Annotated in this window: 21 protein-coding genes, 1 tRNA gene, 1 pseudogene and 2 CRISPR repeat arrays; of the genes and pseudogenes, 10 read left to right on the forward strand and 13 right to left on the reverse strand. The window is 61.7% G+C overall.

Annotated features, from left to right (window positions below; genetic code table 11):
• On the reverse strand, nt 1-184 hold a 184-nt coding region (locus ACFMBG_RS16995; protein ID WP_421055890.1), incomplete at its 3' end, for a helix-turn-helix transcriptional regulator.
• Nucleotides 185-493: 309 nt separating this feature from the next.
• Here ACFMBG_RS16995 and ACFMBG_RS17000 point away from each other — a divergent pair.
• The 3 genes and pseudogenes from ACFMBG_RS17000 to ACFMBG_RS17010 all read left to right on the forward strand — a co-directional run.
• Nucleotides 494-1,723, forward strand: a complete 1,230-nt coding sequence (locus ACFMBG_RS17000) for a tyrosine-type recombinase/integrase (RefSeq protein WP_421055891.1) — start codon at nt 494-496, stop codon at nt 1,721-1,723.
• Nucleotides 1,724-1,728: 5 nt separating this feature from the next.
• On the forward strand, nt 1,729-2,082 hold the full coding sequence (locus ACFMBG_RS17005) for a hypothetical protein (protein WP_421055892.1): 354 nt from the start codon (nt 1,729-1,731) through the stop codon (nt 2,080-2,082).
• A gap of 111 nt (nt 2,083-2,193) precedes the next feature.
• Nucleotides 2,194-2,446: pseudogene (locus ACFMBG_RS17010) on the forward strand (transposase); the annotation flags it as partial.
• A 479-nt stretch (nt 2,447-2,925) separates the two neighbouring features.
• On the opposite strand, the gene ACFMBG_RS17015 reads toward ACFMBG_RS17010, so the two are convergent.
• The 10 genes from ACFMBG_RS17015 to cas3 form a co-directional block, all read right to left on the reverse strand.
• Nucleotides 2,926-3,060, reverse strand: a complete 135-nt coding sequence (locus ACFMBG_RS17015) for a hypothetical protein (RefSeq protein WP_421055893.1) — start codon at nt 3,058-3,060, stop codon at nt 2,926-2,928.
• A gap of 24 nt (nt 3,061-3,084) precedes the next feature.
• The gene (locus ACFMBG_RS17020) at nt 3,085-3,213 is read right to left on the reverse strand and encodes a helix-turn-helix domain-containing protein (protein WP_421055939.1); all 129 of its coding nucleotides are present in this window, start codon (nt 3,211-3,213) and stop codon (nt 3,085-3,087) included.
• Between the two features lie 182 nt (nt 3,214-3,395).
• Nucleotides 3,396-7,268: a CRISPR direct-repeat array (repeat unit 29 nt; unit sequence CGGGTGATCCCCGCGCAGGCGGGGAACGG).
• A 92-nt stretch (nt 7,269-7,360) separates the two neighbouring features.
• Nucleotides 7,361-8,304: a CRISPR direct-repeat array (repeat unit 29 nt; unit sequence CGGGTGATCCCCGCGCAGGCGGGGAACGG).
• A 79-nt stretch (nt 8,305-8,383) separates the two neighbouring features.
• A complete protein-coding gene (gene cas2e / locus ACFMBG_RS17025; protein WP_421055894.1) occupies nt 8,384-8,668 on the reverse strand; it encodes a type I-E CRISPR-associated endoribonuclease Cas2e in 285 nt (94 codons plus the stop codon).
• On the reverse strand, nt 8,652-9,593 hold the full coding sequence (gene cas1e, locus ACFMBG_RS17030) for a type I-E CRISPR-associated endonuclease Cas1e (RefSeq protein ID WP_421055895.1): 942 nt from the start codon (nt 9,591-9,593) through the stop codon (nt 8,652-8,654). Before cas1e ends, cas2e begins: the two co-directional genes overlap by 17 nt.
• A gap of 1 nt (nt 9,594) precedes the next feature.
• Nucleotides 9,595-10,263, reverse strand: coding sequence for a type I-E CRISPR-associated protein Cas6/Cse3/CasE (cas6e, locus tag ACFMBG_RS17035; RefSeq protein WP_421055896.1), 669 nt, complete (start codon nt 10,261-10,263; stop codon nt 9,595-9,597).
• Nucleotides 10,263-10,961 carry a type I-E CRISPR-associated protein Cas5/CasD gene (gene cas5e / locus ACFMBG_RS17040; protein WP_421055897.1) on the reverse strand — a complete coding sequence of 233 codons (699 nt, stop codon included), beginning with the start codon at nt 10,959-10,961 and terminating at the stop codon, nt 10,263-10,265. The genes cas6e and cas5e overlap by 1 nt, the downstream gene beginning before the upstream one ends.
• Nucleotides 10,954-12,015, reverse strand: coding sequence for a type I-E CRISPR-associated protein Cas7/Cse4/CasC (gene cas7e, locus ACFMBG_RS17045; protein WP_421055898.1), 1,062 nt, complete (start codon nt 12,013-12,015; stop codon nt 10,954-10,956). The genes cas5e and cas7e overlap by 8 nt, the downstream gene beginning before the upstream one ends.
• A complete protein-coding gene (gene casB / locus ACFMBG_RS17050; RefSeq protein WP_421055899.1) occupies nt 12,012-12,500 on the reverse strand; it encodes a type I-E CRISPR-associated protein Cse2/CasB in 489 nt (162 codons plus the stop codon). The genes cas7e and casB overlap by 4 nt, the downstream gene beginning before the upstream one ends.
• A gap of 11 nt (nt 12,501-12,511) precedes the next feature.
• Nucleotides 12,512-14,014 carry a type I-E CRISPR-associated protein Cse1/CasA gene (casA, locus tag ACFMBG_RS17055; protein ID WP_421055900.1) on the reverse strand — a complete coding sequence of 501 codons (1,503 nt, stop codon included), beginning with the start codon at nt 14,012-14,014 and terminating at the stop codon, nt 12,512-12,514.
• 68 nt (nt 14,015-14,082) lie between these two features.
• Nucleotides 14,083-16,545: a CRISPR-associated helicase Cas3' gene (gene cas3, locus ACFMBG_RS17060; protein WP_421055901.1), complete on the reverse strand. Its 2,463-nt coding sequence runs from the start codon at nt 16,543-16,545 to the stop codon at nt 14,083-14,085.
• A 564-nt stretch (nt 16,546-17,109) separates the two neighbouring features.
• Here cas3 and ACFMBG_RS17065 point away from each other — a divergent pair.
• From ACFMBG_RS17065 to ACFMBG_RS17095, 7 genes are all read left to right on the forward strand, one after another.
• Nucleotides 17,110-17,322 carry a helix-turn-helix domain-containing protein gene (locus ACFMBG_RS17065; RefSeq protein ID WP_421055902.1) on the forward strand — a complete coding sequence of 71 codons (213 nt, stop codon included), beginning with the start codon at nt 17,110-17,112 and terminating at the stop codon, nt 17,320-17,322.
• Nucleotides 17,319-17,825 carry a bifunctional DNA primase/polymerase gene (locus ACFMBG_RS17070; RefSeq protein ID WP_421055903.1) on the forward strand — a complete coding sequence of 169 codons (507 nt, stop codon included), beginning with the start codon at nt 17,319-17,321 and terminating at the stop codon, nt 17,823-17,825. Before ACFMBG_RS17065 ends, ACFMBG_RS17070 begins: the two co-directional genes overlap by 4 nt.
• Nucleotides 17,822-19,429 carry a phage/plasmid primase, P4 family gene (locus ACFMBG_RS17075; protein ID WP_421055904.1) on the forward strand — a complete coding sequence of 536 codons (1,608 nt, stop codon included), beginning with the start codon at nt 17,822-17,824 and terminating at the stop codon, nt 19,427-19,429. The genes ACFMBG_RS17070 and ACFMBG_RS17075 overlap by 4 nt, the downstream gene beginning before the upstream one ends.
• A 57-nt stretch (nt 19,430-19,486) precedes the next feature.
• On the forward strand, nt 19,487-19,954 hold the full coding sequence (locus ACFMBG_RS17080) for a hypothetical protein (protein WP_421055905.1): 468 nt from the start codon (nt 19,487-19,489) through the stop codon (nt 19,952-19,954).
• 105 nt (nt 19,955-20,059) lie between these two features.
• Nucleotides 20,060-20,410 (forward strand): helix-turn-helix domain-containing protein, encoded by a 351-nt coding sequence (locus tag ACFMBG_RS17085; RefSeq protein WP_421055906.1) that lies wholly within the window; start codon nt 20,060-20,062, stop codon nt 20,408-20,410.
• Nucleotides 20,411-20,822: 412 nt separating this feature from the next.
• Nucleotides 20,823-21,035, forward strand: a complete 213-nt coding sequence (locus tag ACFMBG_RS17090; protein ID WP_421055907.1) for a hypothetical protein — start codon at nt 20,823-20,825, stop codon at nt 21,033-21,035.
• Between the two features lie 203 nt (nt 21,036-21,238).
• A complete protein-coding gene (locus ACFMBG_RS17095) occupies nt 21,239-21,442 on the forward strand; it encodes a hypothetical protein (RefSeq protein WP_421055908.1) in 204 nt (67 codons plus the stop codon).
• 54 nt (nt 21,443-21,496) lie between these two features.
• On the opposite strand, the gene ACFMBG_RS17100 is transcribed toward ACFMBG_RS17095, so the two are convergent.
• Both ACFMBG_RS17100 and ACFMBG_RS17105 read right to left on the reverse strand, forming a co-directional pair.
• Nucleotides 21,497-21,583 (reverse strand) — tRNA-Leu (locus ACFMBG_RS17100).
• Nucleotides 21,584-21,753: 170 nt separating this feature from the next.
• The gene (locus ACFMBG_RS17105; protein WP_421055909.1) at nt 21,754-23,343 is read right to left on the reverse strand and encodes a caspase family protein; all 1,590 of its coding nucleotides are present in this window, start codon (nt 23,341-23,343) and stop codon (nt 21,754-21,756) included.
• Nucleotides 23,344-23,368: the final 25 nt, after the last annotated feature.

A 23,368-nucleotide genomic window follows, 5' to 3' on the forward strand; every position in this document is an offset into this window, starting at 1 on the left:
CACCAACGGTCAGTAGAGGACCAAACCCTGAACAGGGCGAACTAATAACCGCGGACTCTGCGGGGAGCACGTCAGGGCCCAGTTGTACCCGCTTGGGGAATTGACCGGCCTTCTCCAGCCGCGCGACGTGTTGCGGCGAGTAGAGAACCAACTCCTTGAGTTGGCGCTTTGAAAGAATCCTCATCACGATGTCTCCATGACTGAAGAGCATCGCGATGCCCCAGGTTACGACGATACCTAGGCGAAATCAGGATAGGAGAGCTCGAGACACTTGGCCAGATGTCTTGGCAGCACTACCCGCAACGTAGTTTCAAGGGTGGACCATTCGGTGGACCCTGAATGGGTCATCCCGAAGATTCCTTAATTGCTAATCACTTATAGTGGTGATTGGTGCGGTCGAGATGCACCGAATCCACCACGACGGGGCTTGATAAGAACCGAGATTAACCCAAGTATTTTAACGCCCTACGCGTCTCAATGCCGAGACGAACCGATGGGTGACGATGCAAAACGAGCCCTCGTCTGTGGGGCAAACTGTGGGGTAGATATGGCGCTCACGGCAGCCAAACTTAAGACGGCGAAACCTGGAATATATCAGGACGGCAATGGCCTGATGATTGCCCGGACGGAAAACGGAGGCCGGTGGACCTACCGCTACAGCTTTGCGGGCCGCCGCCGCGATATGGGGCTGGGGTCGTACCCGACCGTAACACTTGCGGATGCCCGCCAACTGCGGGACCGCTGGAAAACCATCCTGGCCGCAGGGGAGGACCCCATCGACGTCCGAAGGGCCCAAGAAGCCGCGAAGGCAGCAGAGCGGGAGCGAGATGACCCGACCTTCCAAAAGCTGGCCGAGAAGGTGCTGGAGGCCCGGAAAGCCCGCCTCCGCGGTGAAGGGACCCGTGGGCGCTGGATGTCGCCTCTGGCCACGCACCTATTCCCCGTGATTGGCAAGAAACGAGGATCAGAACTTACAGCCCAGGACATGGCAGACGCGCTGCGCCCAATCTGGGGCACAAAACATCCCACCGCAGAAAAAGCTGCACAGCGTTCGCGCCTGATCCTAAGAGAGGGAAAGTTCATGGGCTATCCCGTCGATCCCATTATCGTAGACCAAGCCTCTCGAATGCTCGGGGAGGTCGTTCACATCACCGAGCACATTCCCTCCACCCCATGGCAGGACATCCCCAGCTTGTACGCCCGGCTGCCGGACACAAACGCAGGCCAGTGCCTGCGCTTCATGATATTGACCCTCGTGCGCTTGGATGGCTGCTCCGGCGCCCGCTTCGACGAGTTCAATGATGATCTCTGGACCGTCCCCAAGTACCGCATCAAAGGCGCTGAGGGAAAAGTCCGGGACTTTCGTGTCCCCTTGTCCCGCGCTGCGGTGGCCCTGGTGGCCGACCAAGCAGAGTACTTTGATGATTTCCTTTTCCCAGGCCTCCGGGGCAAGACAATCACCAGCCGTGCACTAGAGAAGAGCCTGGACGCCCTGAATGAGGCAGGAAGGCCTCACGGTTTCCGGTCAAGCTTCCGGGACTGGGTGAGAGACACTGATGCTTGCGCTTGGGAAGTGGCGGAAACCGTACTCGACCACAAAATAGGGAGTACAGTGGAACGTAGCTACGCCCGGTCTGATCTTTTGGAGCGCCGCCGCCCCGTGATGGAGGCATGGGCCGCTTACGTTACCGGCGGACATACCACTGAAGATCAAAAAGGATGATGCGGATGCAAGAGGAAGGGTACGTATTCGTGCAAGTCACCCGGACCTACTTGCTCACTGCTCAGCAAGCCAAAAAGGCGGTTCGCGTGGCACGCGCCCTAAGCGCAGAGGAAATTCACTATTCGAGCGATCCTGACGGGACACAGTTTGAAATTCAGGGAAACGACTACCTGATGCCAAACGGACGTCCGGATCCTGCCGCTGCGATCGCCGATATGCCTAGCCTAACAGAGGCGATCGAGGTCGAGGAAACCAGCGTCTCGTCCAAAATTCTATCAAATGAAGAGGTTATGGAAGTTACCCAGCTTTGGCCCGAAAACTGGCGAGAGAACCGCTTGGGGCCAGACGCCGACGACTAAGCTCTGGATCCATTGATTTACTTGCAGTCACCGCGAAGTACTGCCTCAAGCGCCTGAACTTCAGGAGGTGTAATGAGCAAATTCTATTTACTATGGTTGACCCAGGAGTAGATGGCGCGGTTGAGGCTTTGCTTTCCCACGAGCAATGGCAAGCCGAGCGTCGATGACAGACGCGTCCTCAGCGGGATTATCTTTGGCAATCGAAGTGGGTCGCGCTGGTCCGATCCCCAAAGGAGCAAGGACCTCCCAAGCCCCTTCCAATCGGTGGAAGCGATGGAAGGTAAAGGGCATCTTTGCCCGAACCATGAGGGAACTGGCCGCCGAGCACTCGGATCGCAAGCCGATCAAAATTGAAGCGGCCTATCCTATCACCTTGCAGGCCTGCGAAACGCTGCCGAGCTGCCTGGCAAGTTCCAGCAGCCCCAGCTTCGGCTTGATGATCTTCTCCTTAATACTCGTCATTGATCGACACTCCATGCTTGCGCTCCAGAAAAACAGAAATATCAGATCAAGTCGCGTGTTCTACACGTTATGACAGTTTCCTGAATGTGTTCTTAACGGCCATAGCACTCGACACCACCGTCAACTTTTAGCTCTGAAATTCAATGAGCCTGGAGCCCAGGGCACGCGCTGAAGGAACGTCGGGTCGGGCTGAATATTCAAAGTGATCTGCCTCGGGGTTTCCCAAGGTGAGCAGGAAACCCTACATCCGGGCATCGGGGTTGGCCAGTTGCATTGGTTGTTATCCCTGCGTGGACGGGGGCCGGACCTGATGAGGCAGACTGCATGATTGTGAACTTTGGGCGGACCACTCGCCACTCTCAATAGCGATAAAGCGGGCTATCATGGTTTTTGCATCTTCGCTTCTGCTAGATCGGTAACCATCTTGCGCACCAAATCCCTCTGATCAGCAGATAGCTGTAAGAAATCCTCGATGAACTGCAAGTCGCTTGAGGCGTTGGTGTCAATTATCAGCATGTAATGCTCCATGACGAGAGCATTTCAAAGCCTTAATATCAAACGCTCATTTAGGCCCCGTTTCCTGTTTTCGAGCGCGGAGCAATATGATTTGGCGATACCTGCGGGTTCGTACACATCCTGCTGTGTGAGCCCCCTCGCCAGTCTTATTATTTTTTAGTTTGTCGGCATGGTATCCGTATAGCGGAGTAATTCCCGCCTCGAAATTCCTTTATAGATAACTTATGTGTTGCGGGAGACCCAAGCGTGGGCGGGAGGCGGAACCCTGACAAGGCAGGTAATCCCCGCACAGCCAGGGATTAGCTTCACCCCCACTAAACCTTGCGGTTTACTCCCAGGTGATCCCCGCGTGTGCGGGGAACGGGCGGACACCGCTGGCAAGACCTACAACAACGACGGGTGATACCCGCGCAGGCGGGGAACGGTCATCGCGCAGCACCGTCATGCCGATCAGATCCGGGTGATCCCCGCGCAGGCGGGGAACGGGTCCAATCCAGCCGGAAACCTGATGTTCCACGCGGGTGATCCCCGCGCAGGCGGGGAACGGGCGTGCCAAGAAGGCAAAACACCGCCTTGCGACGGGTGATCCCCGCGCAGGCGGGGAACGGATGAAGCCCGACCCGCTGGGCCTGTCCGGGTTCGGGTGATCCCCGCGCAGGCGGGGAACGGGCCCAGTCCCTCACCGGGGTTTCGCGGAACGTCGGGTGATCCCCGCGCAGGCGGGGAACGGGAGGTGCGCCAGGTTGGTGTAAGGCCGTGTCACGGGTGATCCCCGCGCAGGCGGGGAACGGGTCACCTGTAGATGTTACCCTCTTCGCAATGCCGGGTGATCCCCGCGCAGGCGGGGAACGGCCGACCCAAACAAGACCCACCCTATCGCCGCGCGGGTGATCCCCGCGCAGGCGGGGAACGGCCGACCCAAACAAGACCCACCCTATCGCCGCGCGGGTGATCCCCGCGCAGGCGGGGAACGGAGGAGATGACCCCCACTCAGGTTACTGCAGCGCGGGTGATCCCCGCGCAGGCGGGGAACGGTCCATCAGCGCCTTGCCGATCACGCTGTTGGCCGGGTGATCCCCGCGCAGGCGGGGAACGGACCCATGCAAAAGGCCGGATCGTCTCGGCGGTCGGGTGATCCCCGCGCAGGCGGGGAACGGCCAAGCCCGAAAATGATCAGCATCCCGCCGATCGGGTGATCCCCGCGCAGGCGGGGAACGGCATCATGATCGAATTCAAGACACGGCAAATCACGGGTGATCCCCGCGCAGGCGGGGAACGGGCCGAGGCATCCACGGCAAAGGCCACAACCGGCGGGTGATCCCCGCGCAGGCGGGGAACGGGGCAACCAGAGATGGACCCCTGTTCGAAATGACGGGTGATCCCCGCGCAGGCGGGGAACGGGCTATCTCTATGCTTTGGACGCTGTGTGGTGCCGGGTGATCCCCGCGCAGGCGGGGAACGGTCAACCCTGAAGATCTGGAATTCGCCAATGCGCGGGTGATCCCCGCGCAGGCGGGGAACGGGTCCCGCAAAACAGATAGGCGTAGGATTTCACCGGGTGATCCCCGCGCAGGCGGGGAACGGATTTTTTCAGGGTCCAGGCCCAGCACGTCCAGCGGGTGATCCCCGCGCAGGCGGGGAACGGGCCCATCAGGACCGGTCGGAGTAGGGTCTCAACGGGTGATCCCCGCGCAGGCGGGGAACGGATTTTTTCAGGGTCCAGGCCCAGCACGTCCAGCGGGTGATCCCCGCGCAGGCGGGGAACGGGGCAATCTCCACGATTTCCGGGATTGCCTCGTCGGGTGATCCCCGCGCAGGCGGGGAACGGGATGAGCGAAGTTGTGATGGAACTTCTGTCCACGGGTGATCCCCGCGCAGGCGGGGAACGGACGCGCACATCTGGATCCTCGATCCCCTGCACCGGGTGATCCCCGCGCAGGCGGGGAACGGGAAGGTAAGTAATGGCTGAGGGAGAGTATCAGCGGGTGATCCCCGCGCAGGCGGGGAACGGACCAGCAGGGACGCACCAGAACCGGGGGACGGCGGGTGATCCCCGCGCAGGCGGGGAACGGGGCTTCTTCCAACCAGCCGTTGCGCCGGGCGGCGGGTGATCCCCGCGCAGGCGGGGAACGGTCCGTCGTAGTACTTCCGGATGACCTCGATGGCGGGTGATCCCCGCGCAGGCGGGGAACGGGATAGTCGCATTCCCGTCGCCCCGGATCTCAACGGGTGATCCCCGCGCAGGCGGGGAACGGGAGAGAGCCCTAGCCAAGAGAAACCGTGTGATCGGGTGATCCCCGCGCAGGCGGGGAACGGTAGGCCCCGAAATCATCCCGCAGGTATTTGCCCGGGTGATCCCCGCGCAGGCGGGGAACGGGCTGTCACCTGGCATCACCTGCCCCTTTCATTCGGGTGATCCCCGCGCAGGCGGGGAACGGGGGGCCGTTTTACGGACGCCATCGCCAAGCGACGGGTGATCCCCGCGCAGGCGGGGAACGGCGCCCTGGGCGATGCCGCTCACATCCGCGCCCCGGGTGATCCCCGCGCAGGCGGGGAACGGGTCTCGGGGATCTCGGTGCCGTCCTTCCACGCCGGGTGATCCCCGCGCAGGCGGGGAACGGGAACACGCCATTACCTACACGCTGTCGAACGACGGGTGATCCCCGCGCAGGCGGGGACCGGGCCTCAAGTTCGAGGCGCTGTTTTTCTTTCGCCGGATGATCCCCGCGCAGGCGGGGAACGGCTCCGAGGCGCCGCCCATTCGCAACCCATGATCGGGTGATCCCCGCGCAGGCGGGGACCGGGCCTCAAGTTCGAGGCGCTGTTTTTCTTTCGCCGGATGATCCCCGCGCAGGCGGGGAACGGCTCCGAGGCGCCGCCCATTCGCAACCCATGATCGGGTGATCCCCGCGCAGGCGGGGACCGGGCCTCAAGTTCGAGGCGCTGTTTTTCTTTCGCCGGGTGATCCCCGCGCAGGCGGGGAACGGGCCATAGGTGCCGCTCATCAGCAACCCCTGCTCGGGTGATCCCCGCGCAGGCGGGGAACGGTCCGTGCGCAGGGCAAAGAGGGTGCAGGCGGTCGGGTGATCCCCGCGCAGGCGGGGAACGGGCTGCCATTTCAGCCTTGCCAGTGCCATCCGGCGGGTGATCCCCGCGCAGGCGGGGAACGGCGCTGCGCAACGGCCAGCTTGTCGCTCACGGCCGGGTGATCCCCGCGCAGGCGGGGAACGGTTCCAGGGCTACTGGTCGGACAGCCCGAACAGCGGGTGATCCCCGCGCAGGCGGGGAACGGGCGGCTACGGCTACCACAAGGAGTCGGCCGCTCGGGTGATCCCCGCGCAGGCGGGGAACGGGGCCCCTGCTGCCCCAACGGTTGCGGCGCTCACGGGTGATCCCCGCGCAGGCGGGGAACGGGCCGCCATCGGCCGGCCGACGTCCTGGTTGATCGGGTGATCCCCGCGCAGGCGGGGAACGGGGTCTGCGCGGTTGCAACTGCGTCAGATACGACGGGTGATCCCCGCGCAGGCGGGGAACGGGGGACCGTGAATGCTTGATGTATCTGACCAACCGGGTGATCCCCGCGCAGGCGGGGAACGGCCGTCAGCGCCGCAGAGGCGGGCCAGCAGAACCGGGTGATCCCCGCGCAGGCGGGGAACGGTTCGCAAGCGTGATATCACCTCCGGTCAGCGTCGGGTGATCCCCGCGCAGGCGGGGAACGGCCGAAGGGCTTCTGCCTGCAATCCATCAATACCGGGTGATCCCCGCGCAGGCGGGGAACGGGAGGCCGGTAACATGTGGGGGCTGGAGCATACCGGGTGATCCCCGCGCAGGCGGGGAACGGAACACCATCACCGACGCGGGTACTGCATCCGGCGGGTGATCCCCGCGCAGGCGGGGAACGGGAGCGCGACACGGACGGAAACCTCTCCGGATCCGGGTGATCCCCGCGCAGGCGGGGAACGGGTCGCTCAGCTTCTTCTGCGGCCTGTTCTTCGCGGGTGATCCCCGCGCAGGCGGGGAACGGTCGCCCAGGCGAAAGGGGTTCAAATGTGCGACCGGGTGATCCCCGCGCAGGCGGGGAACGGGGCAAGCCAATGACTAAAACACGCGCAACCATCGGGTGATCCCCGCGCAGGCGGGGAACGGTCGGGTCAATCAGCGGGAAACTCGCCTGAGCGCGGGTGATCCCCGCGCAGGCGGGGAACGGCGGAGGTCTGTGCCCATGCAGACGAGTAAAGTCATGCAATCCCCGCACAGGCTGTGAACGGTCCAGATAGTTGACAAGACCGTCGTCCCCCACCGGGTGATCCCCGCGCAGGCGGGGAACGGCGCCTCGATGTGCCCCTGCAGGCGTGTGAGGTCGGGTGATCCCCGCGCAGGCGGGGAACGGCCCTGCAGTCATGACACCTCCAGGCGTGATTTCGGGTGATCCCCGCGCAGGCGGGGAACGGGATATCACGCTTGCGAATGCGTATACATTCACCGGGTGATCCCCGCGCAGGCGGGGAACGGGAAGGAAAAATTGCCGAATGGGCGCTTGCTGACGGGTGATCCCCGCGCAGGCGGGGAACGGGAGATTGCGGGGCTGTCATTGCTAACAGTCACCGGGTGATCCCCGCGCAGGCGGGGAACGGCGTCTTGATGTGCCCCTGCAGGCGGGTGAGGTCGGGTGATCCCCGCGCAGGCGGGGAACGGTCCACCATTGCCGATCGGCGGCGCTTGCATACCGGGTGATCCCCGCGCAGGCGGGGAACGGGAGATTGCGGGGCTGTCATTGCTAACAGTCAACGGGTGATCCCCGCGCAGGCGGGGAACGGTCCACCATTGCCGATCGGCGGCGCTTGCATACCGGGTGATCCCCGCGCAGGCGGGGAACGGGAAATGCCGCTGCTGGTCTTGTTCCCGCCGCCCGGGTGATCCCCGCGCAGGCGGGGAACGGTCCACCATTGCCGATCGGCGGCGCTTGCATACCGGGTGATCCCCGCGCAGGCGGGGAACGGCTGAGGTTCTTCACCTTGTCGTTGACGATGAACGGGTGATCCCCGCGCAGGCGGGGAACGGTTTCTTCAAATCATCAGAGATCGCATTCCTTTCGGGTGATCCCCGCGCAGGCGGGGAACGGTGGCGGGCTGGAGACGTTCCCTACAGCCACCTCGGGTGATCCCCGCGCAGGCGGGGAACGGGGGCGTCTGCGTCTGCTGACTTTGGAACCACGCGGGTGATCCCCGCGCAGGCGGGGAACGGTCTTCGCGGAAACCATTAATCTAAAGGTGTTTTTCAATTGTCAAAGAGCGTACCGGATTTTTTACCGTTTCAGGGCAATTTACTTCGTGCTTTGCGGCAGAAACCGGACCAGTTTCAATCCGTCGAAATCCTCCGGCATGCGGCGGTTCCAGCCTGCGGTGGCGAAATCGAAACCCTGGTCATCCGGCGTGCGCCAGACCATGACCGCGTCGCCCTCCTCAAGACCGCCGAGAACCTGGTCCCAGATCCGCTCGCGGGTTCGGGCCGAGTAGTCGCCGACATAGACCCCGGCGCGGATTTCCAGCAGCCAGGCAGCAAGCCGTCCACGCAGCCTTGGCGGGGCGCGGCTAACCACGATGACCATCATCACCGCTTCCTTCCTCATCCTTGAAAGCGGGCCCAATGGCATCCGGCGACGCCTCCGGCTTGGGCAGCGCGCCAACGGAAAGAACCTCCTCGATTTGGGGAATGATCTTTGCCAGCAGCCCGGACCGACGGAAAGCATCGCGGCAGGCCAGCCTGACGGCACGGTCCGGTGCCATATCGAGCTTGCCTTTCGCCGCCTGCGCTGCGACACGGAAGGCCTCCGGAACCACGGTCTGCAGCTTCCACAGGTCGGCGATGTCGTAGACAAAGCTCAGCGGTTTTCCGGTGTGCAGAAAGCCGATCGCCGGAGCGTACCCGGCGGCCAGCACTGCAGCTTCGGTTAGACCATGCAGGCACGCGGTGGCAGCCGAAAGGCAGCGGTTGGGTACGTCCCCGGCCTCCCAGTCTTTCGGATCATATTTCCGGCGCTTCCAGACAACGCCGTATTTCTGAGCCAGAAGAACATAGCTTTCCCGTACGCGGACGCCCTCGATGCCGCGCAGCTGATCAATTGAACGGCGTTCCGGCGCAGTCTCGCCGAAGCGGATTTCGTACATTCGGCGAACGATACGCAGGCGGGCAGCTTCATCTAGAGCCAGCCTTGCTTGCCACAAGAGCTTGTCCGAGCGCGCCCCGCCGGGCTGTCCAGCCGAATAAAGCCGAACCCCTCCCTCGCCAACCCAAGTTAGCAAGGTACCAGTGCGAGCAGCCAGGGCGACAGCGGCATGGCTGATTCGGGCGCCCGGCTCCAGCATCAACCCCGCCAGGCCGCCGACCGGAATCTGGGTGACGGTACCATCAGAGTTGACGGCACAGAATGCTCCGTCTCGCACATCAAGCTGGGCGCGCCCCACAAATACCAGTTGCGCCCGGTCCTTAAGCGGGATCGGGCGCGGCGGCGGCAGGCCGGGGGAAACCGCCATGTCAGGTGCGCCGGATCAGCATGAGTCCGCAACCAAAACCCTTGGCCCGCCCGAACCCCTGTGCCAGCTTGGTGATGAAGGCCTGGGGGTCAGTAACCGTGATGTGGCCGGTAAGGTCGAGGATACCAAACCGTGGGGCCCCTAGCCGCCTGCCGCGGTGGCCGGGCAAGTTCAGGGTGGTGTAGTCCTGCACTTCGACATTATCGGCGGCAAAGCCCGCCCTCACCGCCTGCCCTTCCATCCAGTCCTGCGCCGCCTCTTGCGCAAGCACCATGCGCGTGGCGCTGCGCTCCCCCTTCGGAACACCGTGCAGGAGGTTCATCACTACATCGACGCGTTTACGCTTTTCGCCGCGCAGGTCCTTGGTTGCATTCGCCCGAAGCAGGAACGAGAGCCGGTCGCCCACGCGCAAGTCAGGTGCCAGCGCGCGCACCTCCGGGGGCTCGAAGAACGGGCTGTCTAGGGGCGGATTTGGCGATTGAACCAGAAAACTGCCACGCCCCTCCTCGCGCCAGAGAAAATCGCGGGTAGCACCGGGGGCACCTGCGAAGGCGGACCAGAGAAGTCGGTGGTTGACATCAGCGCGTGCGCTCGCCTGCTTCGGGTCTAGCAACGCATTCACAGCAGCGACCTTGGGATCGCGCGTCAGGGTCAGGCGCGAAAGATACATCACGTTTTCACCTCATCAGCACTGATACGAGGATGGGCCACCGCGTAACGCCCCTGGCCGAAATGCCAGAGTGTCCGGTCTAGGGCGCGATCGTGGCGCGTCTCCAGCCTCGCAGGAGCGCCCAGATCAGTGCCTTCGTCAGCTATGATCATGTCCATTTCACGTGTGCCAATCCACGGAGGCAGCCGCAGATGGGACAAGGCAGCAGAGGGGGTGGAAGCCTCTACAATCTGCGGATCGAAGGGGGCCGAGAGAGGACAAGCCTTACGGCCCAGGAAGGTCTGGAACACCGGCGCCGCAAGCGCACTAGCCAGCTCCTGCAACCCTTCCCCCCAGACCGATACGCCGAAGACACAATCGGTCCGGTAGTCGCGGCTGGTCAATGTGGTGTTCACCTTCTGCCCCGCATCGCGCAGCGCCTGCGGGCGGGATTGCGGCCGTTTAACCGCTGCCGATGGCACTGTCTGAACCGTGTGATAGTCACGCAAAAGCGCGGACCTACCAAAGCTCGCGACAGCGACACCCAGCGCATCGAGGGCGGAAAAATCTGCATCCCTCCGAAGCCCCAGCGCAGCGCCCAGCGTGCCAAGTACGGTGGAGCGTCCCGGCAAGGTGAGGGATCCGCGCCGGTCATGGCCGCCGAACTCGCCCATGGCTCCGAAGGAAGCCACAAGCTGGAAGATCAGATACTCAGGCATCAGTTGCTTCGCCCTGAACCGAGGCTGCAGCGAAGGCAGCGATTTCCGCCAAGCTGCCTGTGCCTTCCGCAACATCCATCACCGCCATCTGGTCGAAACAGGCACCATAAGCGCGGTCGATCTTCGCGGCCATCGCCGTTAGCGCCTCAATGCTGGCCCTTTCATCGGCGGCGGCGGGCTTGTGGAAGGCGCCCGAGAGGTCACGCGGCTGCTGCTGACCGCGCTCAACCCGGATGAAGCCCGCCCGGGGATGATGCGCGTGGCTGTTCTGTTTGCCCTTCGGAGTAGCTGTGGCCAATGCCTGGGCCAGTGACTCCAGCCCCTTTGCGGCCAACGCCCGGTCCCCAGCCAAGTTTTCGACAAGAAGATCCACGTTCACGCAGGCATAGAGGTAATAGACGCCGGACCCGAAGCCATGCTCCCCGATGTGGCCCGCGCCCGCGTCTTCCTCGCGGGTCTTCAGATCGTCGACGGCAGAGAACCAGTCGTCCTGCGCCTGCGACCGGTGAGTGGTGAAGGCATGTGCCACCTGCACAGCGGCATCGCGGTTGTAGTCAGGGCTGTCGGCCAGCATGCGCCCGAACATCGCGATATCGACTGCCCCGTCGGCACGACGCAGGACCGCCTTCTTCAGATCCTTGTCTGTGGGCAGAGCTTCTCCGGCCACAGCCTTTGCCGCCAGCTCCCGGGCCAGCGTCCATTCCTCGGGCGAAATGAATGCCAGCGTGGTGGCATTGGTAGACCCCTTTTCGAGCTTGGAAAAGGCCTTTCCAATCCCAGCGGCGACCTCCTCCGCGTGCGCTTCTGCTATGCCCTGCCCAATCAGCTCAGTCTTCAGCTCCGTGGCAAGGCGTCGGGTGCGGGTGCCGGTGTGACCCGCTAGGTCTTGGGCGAAATAGCTGCTTTCCCGCACCGCGCGCTTAAGCGACTGAGAAGAAATCCGCAACCGCGGGCTTCCCCCGATCATAGCCTGTTTTGGCCGCCCCTGGTCATCCCGGTTCGGGTTTGAAAGCGGGTATGTGGTGAGCAGGTGGAATTGAACAAAGGTAGTCATTTGGGAAGATCCTCGGAAATTTCGTTCTGGGACGTTTCGCCACCGTAGTAGTCGAAGCACCAGCGGATTCGCGTGGTGTCGTTCCAGTTGATAAGGGCCTCGCCTAGGTGAGCGGGGTTGGCCGCATGCTGCGCCAAGGGCAAAGCACGCCGGATCGCCGTTTCCAGGTCGGCTCCATCAGACTGGATGAGGCGTTCAAAGCGCATCGGCGAAAGGGCGGGCGGATCACCCTGCCCCAGGCGGCGGGGAAGGCAATCGGCTGTGTAGTGGGGGACGTGCGCCAGTACTCGTGCCAGCCGGGCAACCCGGAGCCCATCCCGGAGTTTCAGACTCTGGGCCAGTCCATGGACTGCTGGCTCGCACAGCACGCTTACGTCATCGCCGCGGCGCAAGCGGGCGGACAGCGCTTTTTGACTACCTGTCTTGCGGTCGCCCAAAGCGGCGGACCACCAGCTAAGAATCAGCTGGCCGGGGCGTTTCTCCATATCAGGGCCACTCATGCGTCCGCTTTCTGCTTCTCGACGGTTTTCGAAACGGGTTGGGTCAGACTCAGCGTATTCCATAGCTTCTTCCCTTGCGTGCTGCGGCCGTGGACCAGCGCGGTCAGATTGCGGTGTGCCGCCACGATTCGGCCTGCCTGTTCAATCCGGCAATCAGCCATCCCCGGCACCGCCAGTTCCTGAAACTGCACAAGCGCCTGACGGCCGATGGCGGAGAGAAACTGCTTTGCGACTGTCTCGGCATCGAAATCTTCTTCCGCCAGCTCCGCCAGCGCCGCGGCGAAATCGCCTTCGGTAGCCGCCCAGAAGTGATCCAGCTGCGCTTCGCGAGCGCTGCCTTCGGCCAGCACCACCAGCAAAGCCTGCCGCATACCACCCGCTACCAGATTTGCACCTTCAATCAGCTGTTCGGCCGTAGACTGGGCGCGCGTATCGAAGGCCAGCAGGGGTAGTTCCGCCCAGAGAAAATCCTTGGGCTTCATGTTGTCCATCGCCCAACCGCCCGCGATCATCCGCTTGGCCTGCCTCTGATAACGCCCGAAAAAGGTCTGGATGCACTCGGCCCGCTGCCGCAGCCCGTCCTCCGCACGCGGGTCGGACAGCACGATTCCTACCCAATTTCGATAAGGCAACCGACCACTAGAGGGGTGCCGCGGCAAAAGCTCAGCTCCTTCCTTCATACAGTAGTAGGGGGAGAGCGGGTGCTGCCAGAGGCCGTAGTTTGTACCATAGGGGCGCTGGATGACCCCCGTGACCATCTCCTCCCCTACCAGCTGCAAGCGGCGGGGCATGCCGAAAAACGCTTCTACCGGATGTGCCTGCGAGGCGCCCACCGACTGACCCTTCTCCGACGTGCGGGTCGCTCGCATCCAGGGCAGATTGCCCACATTGGCGGGCTGACCGTAGGGTACATTCGCCCAAACCAAATCCCAGAGCCCGGTGCCTGGATCGGCCAGTGTCACCATCGGACCGCCGCCCCGCATCGAGGTTCGGTTGCCAGCTCCGCCGGAGGGCGCAAACTGTTGGAAGGCGTAGAGCGCCATGGCTGCCATCGGCAGATCCAAAACCGCATAGCGGTCGCGGTGTACCATCAGATCGGCGTTGTTACGGGCGGTATTGCCGCCAGCGGAGTCGATGAATAGAAGGTCTGGGCTGGAGGGCGTGCCCGGCAGCTCTTGCAGGTCTTGCAAGAAGCTCGGGCCTTCGCCGAGCAGGTTGAAAGCTTCGGCAAAAGTGCCCAACCGTGCCTTCAGCTTTGGAGCATCAGGGGGCGTACGCGCCCAATCCCGGACGTTGGTCGGCGGTGAAGCCATGTATACTAGGCCAATCAGCAACTCATAGCAGGCGAGGTTCAGGTCCGCCCGCGGCCAATCCGGCGCGGCGATCAATGGGTCTGCCATCTGGTAAGGCGCAATTGTCCGACGGCGTCCGTCGTTCAGTCGGACGGGAATCCACGCGTCTGAGATGAGATTGAGGGGCATAGAGGTAATAATCACCATAAGTTTAAGTTGCGCTATTGACGCTATTCTCAGCCCATACTTGCGTCAAGTCATGCAGCCAAGCGTGTTCAACTTCCGTTTGCTCCGACGAAGATTAGGCCCTTGGCAGGATCATAGGACAAGCCCTCGCAAATCTCGCCACTGCCCGCCAACGGGCAGACTGTAAGCTGCGCCTGCAGCCACTCTGGCCACTCTTGTTTGACCGCTGCGATCGCAGGAAGGGACTGATCCGGCAACGGTAACCGGTTGAGTCTGCGCGCTGACGCTGTAACTTCGGACATTTGGCGGGTGGTTGCATTCCAGCTTTCGCCAGCCAAGGGCACAAGCGCCTGCCCCACCTGCCGCGCCAGCACTAGCGCCCGTTGCGGCTGGCCCAGCCGGGTCGGAAAATCAGCATCTTCGGAGAACCCTTTGATATCCCTGTACGGTTTGTCCAGCGCAATGAGGTTTTGACGCGCGAGATCGGTCTGGGCGTAGCCCTGCGCTAGGCGCTCCTGTTCCGCCTGCACTAGCTGTTCAGGCAGCATGCCGCCTGAAAGACCCTCCTCGATCAGCTGTCGTAGACCTCTCGGCGCGTCGATCTGCCCGGCGTCAAATAGTGCCTTCGCTGCACGCCACTGGAGATCGACTGGATAGGTAAAGGCGCCGCGCTCCAGGATCCGGCTTAGCCATCGCGCATCCACAGCCTGATCCGGATCTGGAGACAAAACGTGCAGAACCGGTGCCGCGCACGGCCTAGTCGCCACGGGGCGCTTGTCCATGTGCCGCCACAAACGCCCCGCCCGCTGCACCAAAGCGGGGATTGGAGCAAGGTCGGAGACCATGACGTCAAAGTCGAGATCCAGAGAGCTTTCAACAACCTGCGTCGCCACTAGAACCCGACCCGGTCGCGCATCCCGCGCCTTGCCAAAAGTTTGCAGGGCCACCTGTTCATGCCGCATCCGGTCATGCAGGGCAAAGCGAGCATGCAGAAGATCCGCTGGAATGCCCTGCGCCCGCAGCTGCTCAACTGCACTTATTGCATCATCTACAGCGTTGCGCACCCATAGTGCGGCAGCGCCAAACTCGACTGCTTCCGCAAGCAGTTCCGCTGCCGCATTGGCCTTCGGTACCCGCCGGACTCGGACAGGCCCGCGCTGGCTGACAGCACAAATGCCGGTAATTTGGCCGTGTCCTGCTATGGTCAGCGCGGGATAAGCAGTGTCCATTGGCGCCTCTTGACCGTAGGCCCGGCAAAGGCGCGTGCGCAGCTCAACCGGCATCGTGGCGGTCATCAGAATGGCGGAACCGCCTGCGCGCCGGTGCAACTCTAGGAGGCGACAGACTTCCTCCGCCATGTATGGATCGCCCATTTCGTGGACCTCATCCACGACCAGAATCTTTTGACTTAAAGCGTAGTGCCGCAGCATCGCGTGTCGTACAGGCAGAGCCGACAAAAGCGCCTGGTCGATTGTCCCGACGCCAACATTAGCCAGCAATGCGCGGCGCCTGTCGTCGGCCAGCCACTCAGTGCAAGACGGCGAAGCCGGGTTGCGCTCCGGGCCGATCAGGGTTCGGAAGTCCTTAGACAAGCCCGCGCGTCCGTGCGCTAGGGACAGGCTCGGCGCGGTTTCAAAGAACCGTTCTACAAGCTCGGCGGCCCGGCTGAACATGGCGTTCGCCGTCGCCATCGTCGGCAAGGCAAAGAACAACCCCCTGCCCTTGCCCGCCCTCATCATCCGTTGCGCCAAGATCAACGCAGCCTCAGTCTTGCCGGACCCTGTCTCATCCTCGATCAGGGCCAAAACCTGACCGGGCGGCAGAGCAATATCCTGAGCGGCCAGCTGCATCGGGCGCAGTTCCCAGCTTTCCGGAACGACCCGCTTCTTCGATAATTCCGGAAAATCCAAACCGGCCTGGTGGATTGCGAAACGCGCCCTTTCGCGCGCCCCGGCAAGATATTCCTCAGCAGACGGTCCAGGCGTGACCGGCGGAAAAAACGCCTGGTTTGAGCCAATCCAATCCGCAACCGCAATCAGGCCGGGGAGCCACCATGTCTGTGCGACGAGTTCTTCATACGGTAAATCCAGCCTGGCCCCGGGCCAGAGATGCATGAGCACCTCAAGCGCAGCGGCCGCATCCCGTTCAGCTTCTTCCCCTGCGGCCGCGATCATCCGGTCAAAGTTTTCGCTAGTGGGAGGCCGCCCGTGGTGCCCGGCAATAGCAGCGTACAGATCGAACCGGTCATATACGTCATCGGCAAGCGGAGCCAACCGGGCATCGAAGTGCCGCAACCAAGCCTCTGTCACCTCCCAATGACGGCCAAAAGTCTGGGGTTGGCCCTCCCGCAGCATGTCGCGGAAGCTGTTGCTTATCTTTCCAAGATCATGCAAGGCCGCACAAAGCGTGTACACCGCCCGCTCTGGAGCTGGGGTTCCAGTTTGGGTAAGCAGGCACTCTGCGACCGCGCCTACATCGATCATGTGATAAAACGCTGGGTGCTCTATTGCGCCCTCACGGGAAGACTTCCCAGGCCACGTCAGATAATCCATCTTTCGCTTCAATTCTCTTTTTAACAATGCCTTAAAAAATTTGGCAAAATCGCCTCTGTGTCAAACAAAAACACGGCAACACACTCTACCGTCTTACACACCCGTCAGTGGAACCGCGGTCCAGCCACTGAAGTTTCAGCGGAATTTAGTGGCCTAACAATCACTTGCATCTGCCAGATGCTCTGCCCTCTGAAAACTGGACCGCAGGCCTTCTGGAGTGTGTTCAGTTTGAGGACTCGCTTAACTGCGCCAGGAACCTCTTCGTGCCCCCGAGCATCTATCGGCCACGGGGCAGCGGCGGTGTAGGTAGTGTAGGCATAAAGTTTGTATCGATTACTTTTTCGAGCGTTCTAGAAAAGGTTTGGAATTTACCTGCACCGCCTACACCAGCTCCGCTTTCAGCGTTTTCCGCCTCATGCCCCCCCGCGGCCTCTGCTTATCCCCCTGAAAACACGAAAAGATGTTGCGCGCCAAAATGAACCATTCCGGTGAATGTCAAAGAATTGCAACGCCAGTTCGCGCCACCATCTCCTTGACATCGCTCTCCAACAGAAAATGGAACAGATGTCTAAATCCCCCCTGATGACCCCCCGCGATACCGCCGAATTCCTTGGCATTTCGCTCCGCACCTTGGTCCGCTGGACCAAGGACCTCATCGGCCCGCCGCGCCTGCTGGTCGGCCGCACCGTGCGCTACCGCATCGATGCGCTGATTAAGTGGCTGGAAGAGCACGAAGCAAAGAACAGCGCCGCAGGCTTAAAGGACGGTCAGCAATGATGCTGGAATGGGCCTTGCGCTACGCGTCGAAGGGGTGGGCGGTCTTTCCGACCCACTCCATCATGAACGGCCATTGTACCTGCGGAAAGACAGACTGCTCCGCCCCAGGTAAACATCCCATCCACGCGGGCGGCTTCAAGAACGCAACCACCGACCCGGTCCAAATCAAGTTTCTCTTCAATCAGCAGAAACCGGTCAACATAGGGATCGCCACAGGCGCCCTCTCTGGCATCTTCGTCATCGACATCGACGTTGGCCCGAAAAAGAACGGGCTGACGGCCTTCCGAGAACTAGAAGCAAAATACGGCCCGGCGAACAAGGAAATGCTGGTTCAGACCGGCAGTGGCGGTTTGCACATCTACCGCCCGACGCAAGGCCGTGCCGTCCCCAGCAGTGCAAGCAAGATCGGCCCAAACATCGATGTGCGTGGCGAGGCCGGGTACGTGATTGCGCCGCCATCCCTGCACATCTCCGGAAACCAGTATATGTGGATAACTGAATGACCGCACACGAGGACAATGAGGATTGGCTCCTCAATTTAGCTGCCGCCCCGATCCAGCCAGAACTTACTCCCTTGGCCCGATATGAAGAGGGCCACCGGAGTAACGACTTTGCCTCGACCATAGGCTGGCTGGTCCGCAAAGGGCATTCCGAGTCTCACATCCTGACCATGGTGTTGGCATTAAACAAAGAGTTGCCACACCCCCTGCCAGAGCAGGAAGTAATTGGCATCGTTCGCAGCATATCGCGGTATCCACGCGGCGCGACCACGGAACTTGACGAAATAAATCTTTCTCGCGAGCTCGCTCGCCTACTCTCAGGCCGCGTCAGCTATACCACTACCCACGGCTGGCTTTATACCTTGGTTGACCGGTGGCAGTGCCAGAATGGCGAAGCCATTGTTCAGGAAGCGGTAAAACGTTTCCTAGAAAACATCGTTCAGGGAGTTCGCGCCAACACAGACCCTTCGCGTGGCGACGAGCATAAGTCAGTAAAGAAAATCCAGACGCGCACAAAGGTCAAGGCGCTGATGGAACTCATGCGCAGCGACCCGGTAATACTGCGGGACGGCAGTGATTTCGATGCCCGCCGCGACCTCCTGAATGTCCGCAATGGCACAATCGAGATAAATGAGGATGGTTTCACATTCCGCGAGCACCGGGCCGAAGACCTTCTGACCAAGATGGCGGATGTAGATTTTGACCTAAACGCACGGTGCCCAACATTCGACAAGGTTTTATCTGACGCACTTCCCGATGAGGAAGAAGCGGCCTTCTTTTTGCGGTTCCTGGGGTATTCAGTCAGCGGGCTTTTTGACCAGCAAATCCTCGGCATATTCTACGGTGCCGGAGCCAACGGAAAGTCTACTCTCGTCAACGAGATCCAAGCCTGCCTAGGAGACTATGCAGTCAACGTCGAAACATCGACCTTCACGGTTCAAAAGTTTTCCGGTGTTCGCAACGACCTTTCCCGCCTCAATGGTGCACGACTTGCGGTATCCAGCGAGCTCGGAATGGGTGAAATTCTCGACAGCTCCCTTATGAAGAAGCTGACCGGCGGCGACAAGATTACAGCTCGCTACCTTTACAAGGAGAACTTCGAATTCACCCCAACTGCCGTCCCCCTGTTTGTCACCAACGCCCTACCAGTGATCGACGGCGGTGACCCGGCGATGACGCGCCGCATCGTAGTTCTTGGTTTCAAGAACATCATCCCCCCCGAGAAGCGCGACCCTTCCCTACCCGGCAAGCTGCGCGCAGAACGCTCCGGCATCTTCAACCGCCTCCTCGAAGGCATGGTTGACTACATCCGGATGAAAGGAATCCGCCCGCCTGCGTCGATCACTCTCGCCACCAGTCAGTACGGCGAGAACAGCGACATGATTGGCCAGTTCCTTGGAGAGTGCACCACAGCTGATCCCAAAGCCACGGTTGGCGCGGGCGACCTCCTCTCAGAATACCGCTCCTGGGCAATGCAAAACGGCCTCAAGGGGCTGTCCGGTCCTCAGTTCAAAGCCGCTCTGGAGAAGCGTCCGGGGCTGATAAACAAACGGACAAAAGCCGGAATTCTCTGGGTCGGGCTCGCCCTAAAAGGCTCGGTGATCTGACTTCCTCAACTCTCACGATGGCGCCACTCAGCGCGCAACCAGAAGGCTAAACTCTATATGAAATCCGAATATCTGCACGACAGCCTCTCCGCCATTGAGCACCTGCTGTCGCACCCGCCCACATCAGGGAGCAGCCCTACTCAGTGGGCAGACTACCGATCCCGCCTGCTGCGCCACCGCTCATCGGTCCGCGAAGCCATAGAGGCAGACATCCTTGGAGGGGCAAAAATTGACCAGGAGCAGGTCGCCCCCGTGGCCCCCCACTTCTGCTCGGATCCGAGAACTAAGGCCCTCGCGAAGCAGCTTGAAGTGCTTCCGGGGCTCAAATTGGACCACACCTACCTGATCCGCAAAGGCCGCGATGTCATCGGGATAGTTACCATGCCCTACTCGCATGCGCCTGATTTCAAGGATGCTGGCCAAACCGACCTGGCCATGTGGGCTAGCTATGATGACCTAAGCTGGTGGTACCCCCAGCAAACCCGGCTGACCATTGTCTTCATACGCCCGCATGCAGATGGATAAGCCCCTCGCTTCAACAGCCGCAGCCCCGCCGAGGCTGCGGCTAAGTCATCTGTAGTAGAGACGGCGGCACCGCCCTGCCCCGAACTTCCATGAAAGGACCTCTCTATGCGACACTTGCGTCAAAACCTGGAGACCCGCGCCAGCCAGTTGGAAGCCGCGGCTATTTCCAGCAGCATCCCCATCTGGCGCCCGCTTACCTCCCGAGAACTCTCCAAGGCGCTGGGCATATCAGTTCAGGTCCTTGCCAACTGGCGAGTTCGCGATCAGGGGCCGCCCTCACGCCCTGCCCCGCGGGGGAAAGGAAACCGCCGTCTGTACCGTATGGACGAGGTTCTGGCTTGGTTGACCGGCCGCCCGGCCTGGGTGTTCGCCCGCTCCTGGCTGGCCACGCGGGGCCTTGCTCCAGGGGACTGCGGCGAGGAAGACGTCGATTGGGTGGTGAACATCATCGCGTAATTTCGATGAAATAGGCGAAAACAAATTTACCAAATAGAATTTGCATTACCCGGTTTGGCACCAACCCTCTGAATAGCGGTAAAAAAATGGTGCACACCTTCCAGGACCTCGTGCTGGTCCACCTCGTCACGCGTAGAAAGCTCAAAGGACCTAGCCCCTACCCTCTTTTCAATTATACCAGTGGGCCTCCGGCAAGAAGACAGGCTCAGAATCCCTTTTGGAAATAAAGTGGAGCGAGGCCTCCCGGCGACCAGAAAATCTCCAAGTCCATGCAAAACAGGGATTCACTTTTCGAATCACTTCGGGTAAAAACCCACTGATCTCCTTTCAGCCAGTCAGCTCTCAGTCGTGACAGTCGAAGGCCTAGCCCCTCGTCCATCCCAGCTACACTCAACATGAAGGAAGATCTAGAATGGCTCCCAAGACCACTATTGACCTGGTTTCCTCACTTGCCCGCCATTTCGCATTACAGCTCGACCTGAACTATGATGCTCTCTCCCGCGACAAGTTTTCGGAGGAACTGTGCTTACTGGGCGAGGCCAGATCCTTTCTCCGGCACGCTGGCGTTTCTGTTCCTGAGGTAGTCGACCATGTGCTGAACATCAGCTCGAAAAAGCTGAACTAGTTCCTACAGACCTAGCACCCTCTGCGATGTATTTGGTCCAGGCCAGTATCCATACCTGAACTAGCTCCATCGGAGCCTAACTTCAGAGGACGACCAGCCACCATGTTAAACAGCAAGCCACACCTGCCCATCACACCACCCGGCGCCGGACCCAATACTCAAGAGCCCTCACCAAACGCCAGCAACAACTTTGGGGACCACGCATGAGCCTCACCCGCCCCCTCTTCGTCCGGATGAACAAGGTCCAGGAAATCTTTGGTGTCTCTGACGACCAAGTCCGCATCTGGGCGCGCAAGAACCTCATCACAATCTTCAAACGGGGACGGATGTCCTTCGTCCGAACAGAAGATCTCGCAAATGTGATCGAGGGTTTACCCACTCAGGCTGTGGGGCAAACTGTGGGGTAACTGTGTGGAGAAAAGCAAAAGCCCCATGAAAACATGGGGCTTTTTGCTCAAAGATGGTGCGGTCGAGAAGACTCGAACTTCCACTCCGGTTAAGGAACAGCGACCTCAACGCTGCGCGTCTACCAATTCCGCCACGACCGCACTGTCTTAGGCTTGGTGTAGGGGCGTATAGACCAGCGCGGATGCGATGTGAAGACGAAAATCGCCTTTTTTCGGCAGAATGTTCACCGCTGCCGCCAGCTCCGCCTAAGCGCTGGAAAACAGCCGGATAATCCGGCTGCCTCACTGTTTGTTCAGACCGTGCTGCCGGCTCAGTTGCCTTGCGCGGCCATCTGGCGGCGCAGCACCATCTCGCCGGACATCTGGTCATAGTAGGCCGGAAACTGGTCATGGTTCACCGTTGCCGCCAGCTCCTGCACGTCGCGGCGCACCTGTTTGGCCAGCTGGTGCAGGGTCATGCCCGGCTCGTTCAGGCGCGACAGCAGCGCGCGGGTGAAGACCGAGTTCGGATTGGCGTCACTATCCGACAGCCGGTCCAATGCGGTCTGGCCCGCTCCGGCGGAATAGAGGATGAATGCCCCCTCCGGCGGCTCCATCCGCACCAGGCCGCGGCTGCCGCCGACCGAGCGCTGGCCGTCCTGCGGGAACGGGTTGTTGCGGCAGGCGTCCAGGATCATGATGGTCGAGCGCGCGCCCTTGCGCTGGAAGGTGCCAAGCACCCGGTCAGCGGCAATGCTTTCGCCGGTCAGGAAGCTTTCGTCGCCGAGGTTCACCATCGGCACGTCCGAGGGCAGCAGGTAGTTGCGCCCCTCGACCTCCACCCCGTGGCCTGCGAAAAAGAACAATACCTCGTCACCGGGCTTGATCTGATTGGCAAAGGTGGAAACCGCGCTGTTGATGTCGCGGCGGCTGGCGTCATAGAGCGTGGTGACGTCAAAGCCGAGCGCCGCCAGCGTGTTGCTCACGGCCTGGGCATCGTTGCGCGCCTTTTGCAGCGCGGCCAGATTCTGGTAGCCGTCAACGCCGATCACCAGCGCGCGGCGGCGGATCAGCGGCGCGGCAATGTCATTCTGCGGCAGCGCGACGGGGGTTGCCGCAGCGCCAGTGCCCTGAATAACCGTGCCGTTCTGCAACACGGCCTGCCCCTGTGCGGCGGCCATCACCTGACCTTGCGGGGCGAACTGTCCCGGCTGCCGCGCCTGCCCTTGCGGCGTTACCTGTCCCTGCGGCAGGAACTGCCCCTGGTATTGCGGCTGCTGTGCGCCGCCATAGGTCTGCGGCGCGGCGGCAAAGCCCATCTGCTGCTGGCCGTACTGTGGCTGCCGCACCGCCTGCCCGTATTGCTGCGGCACGCCATAGGCGCCCGCGCTGCTGCCGGCCATCGTGGTCTGGGGCAGACCATAAGGCTGCTGGGGCTGGGGCTGCGGCGCCATCCGCTCCGCCAGGTAGATCTTCAGCAGGCCGCGCGGCCCGTCCGGATGCGCCATCGCCTGCTGGGTCGCGATATAGCCGCTGGCCTGGGCCCGCTGGAACGAGGTGATCAGCAGGTCCTTCTCAAAATCATTGAGCTGACCGGTCACCGGATATCCCATGTACGCCTGATAGGTGGAGATCGCCTCCCGCGATTTGCGGCCCAGCTGGCCGTCGACGGCACCCGCCGGGAAGCCGAAGTAGTTCAGCGACTCCTGGATCTGGCGCCCCTCCTGCGTGGAGGGCAGCCGGGACCGCCGCGGAGCCGTGCTGCTGGAGCGGCGCTGCTGGTTCTTGGTCAAAGCGCCGCCGATGATGCCGCCGATGATGGCCCCGGCGGCAAAGTCGCCCGCGTCGGCAGACACGCGAGCGGCTGGCGTCAAGGCCAGCGACAGGCTGATGGCGAATGTGGAAAGCAGATTGAACCGCATGAATACCCCCTAAGCGAATACACTT

This window comes from Leisingera coralii, assembly GCF_049056525.1.
Lineage (GTDB): Bacteria > Pseudomonadota > Alphaproteobacteria > Rhodobacterales > Rhodobacteraceae > Leisingera > Leisingera coralii.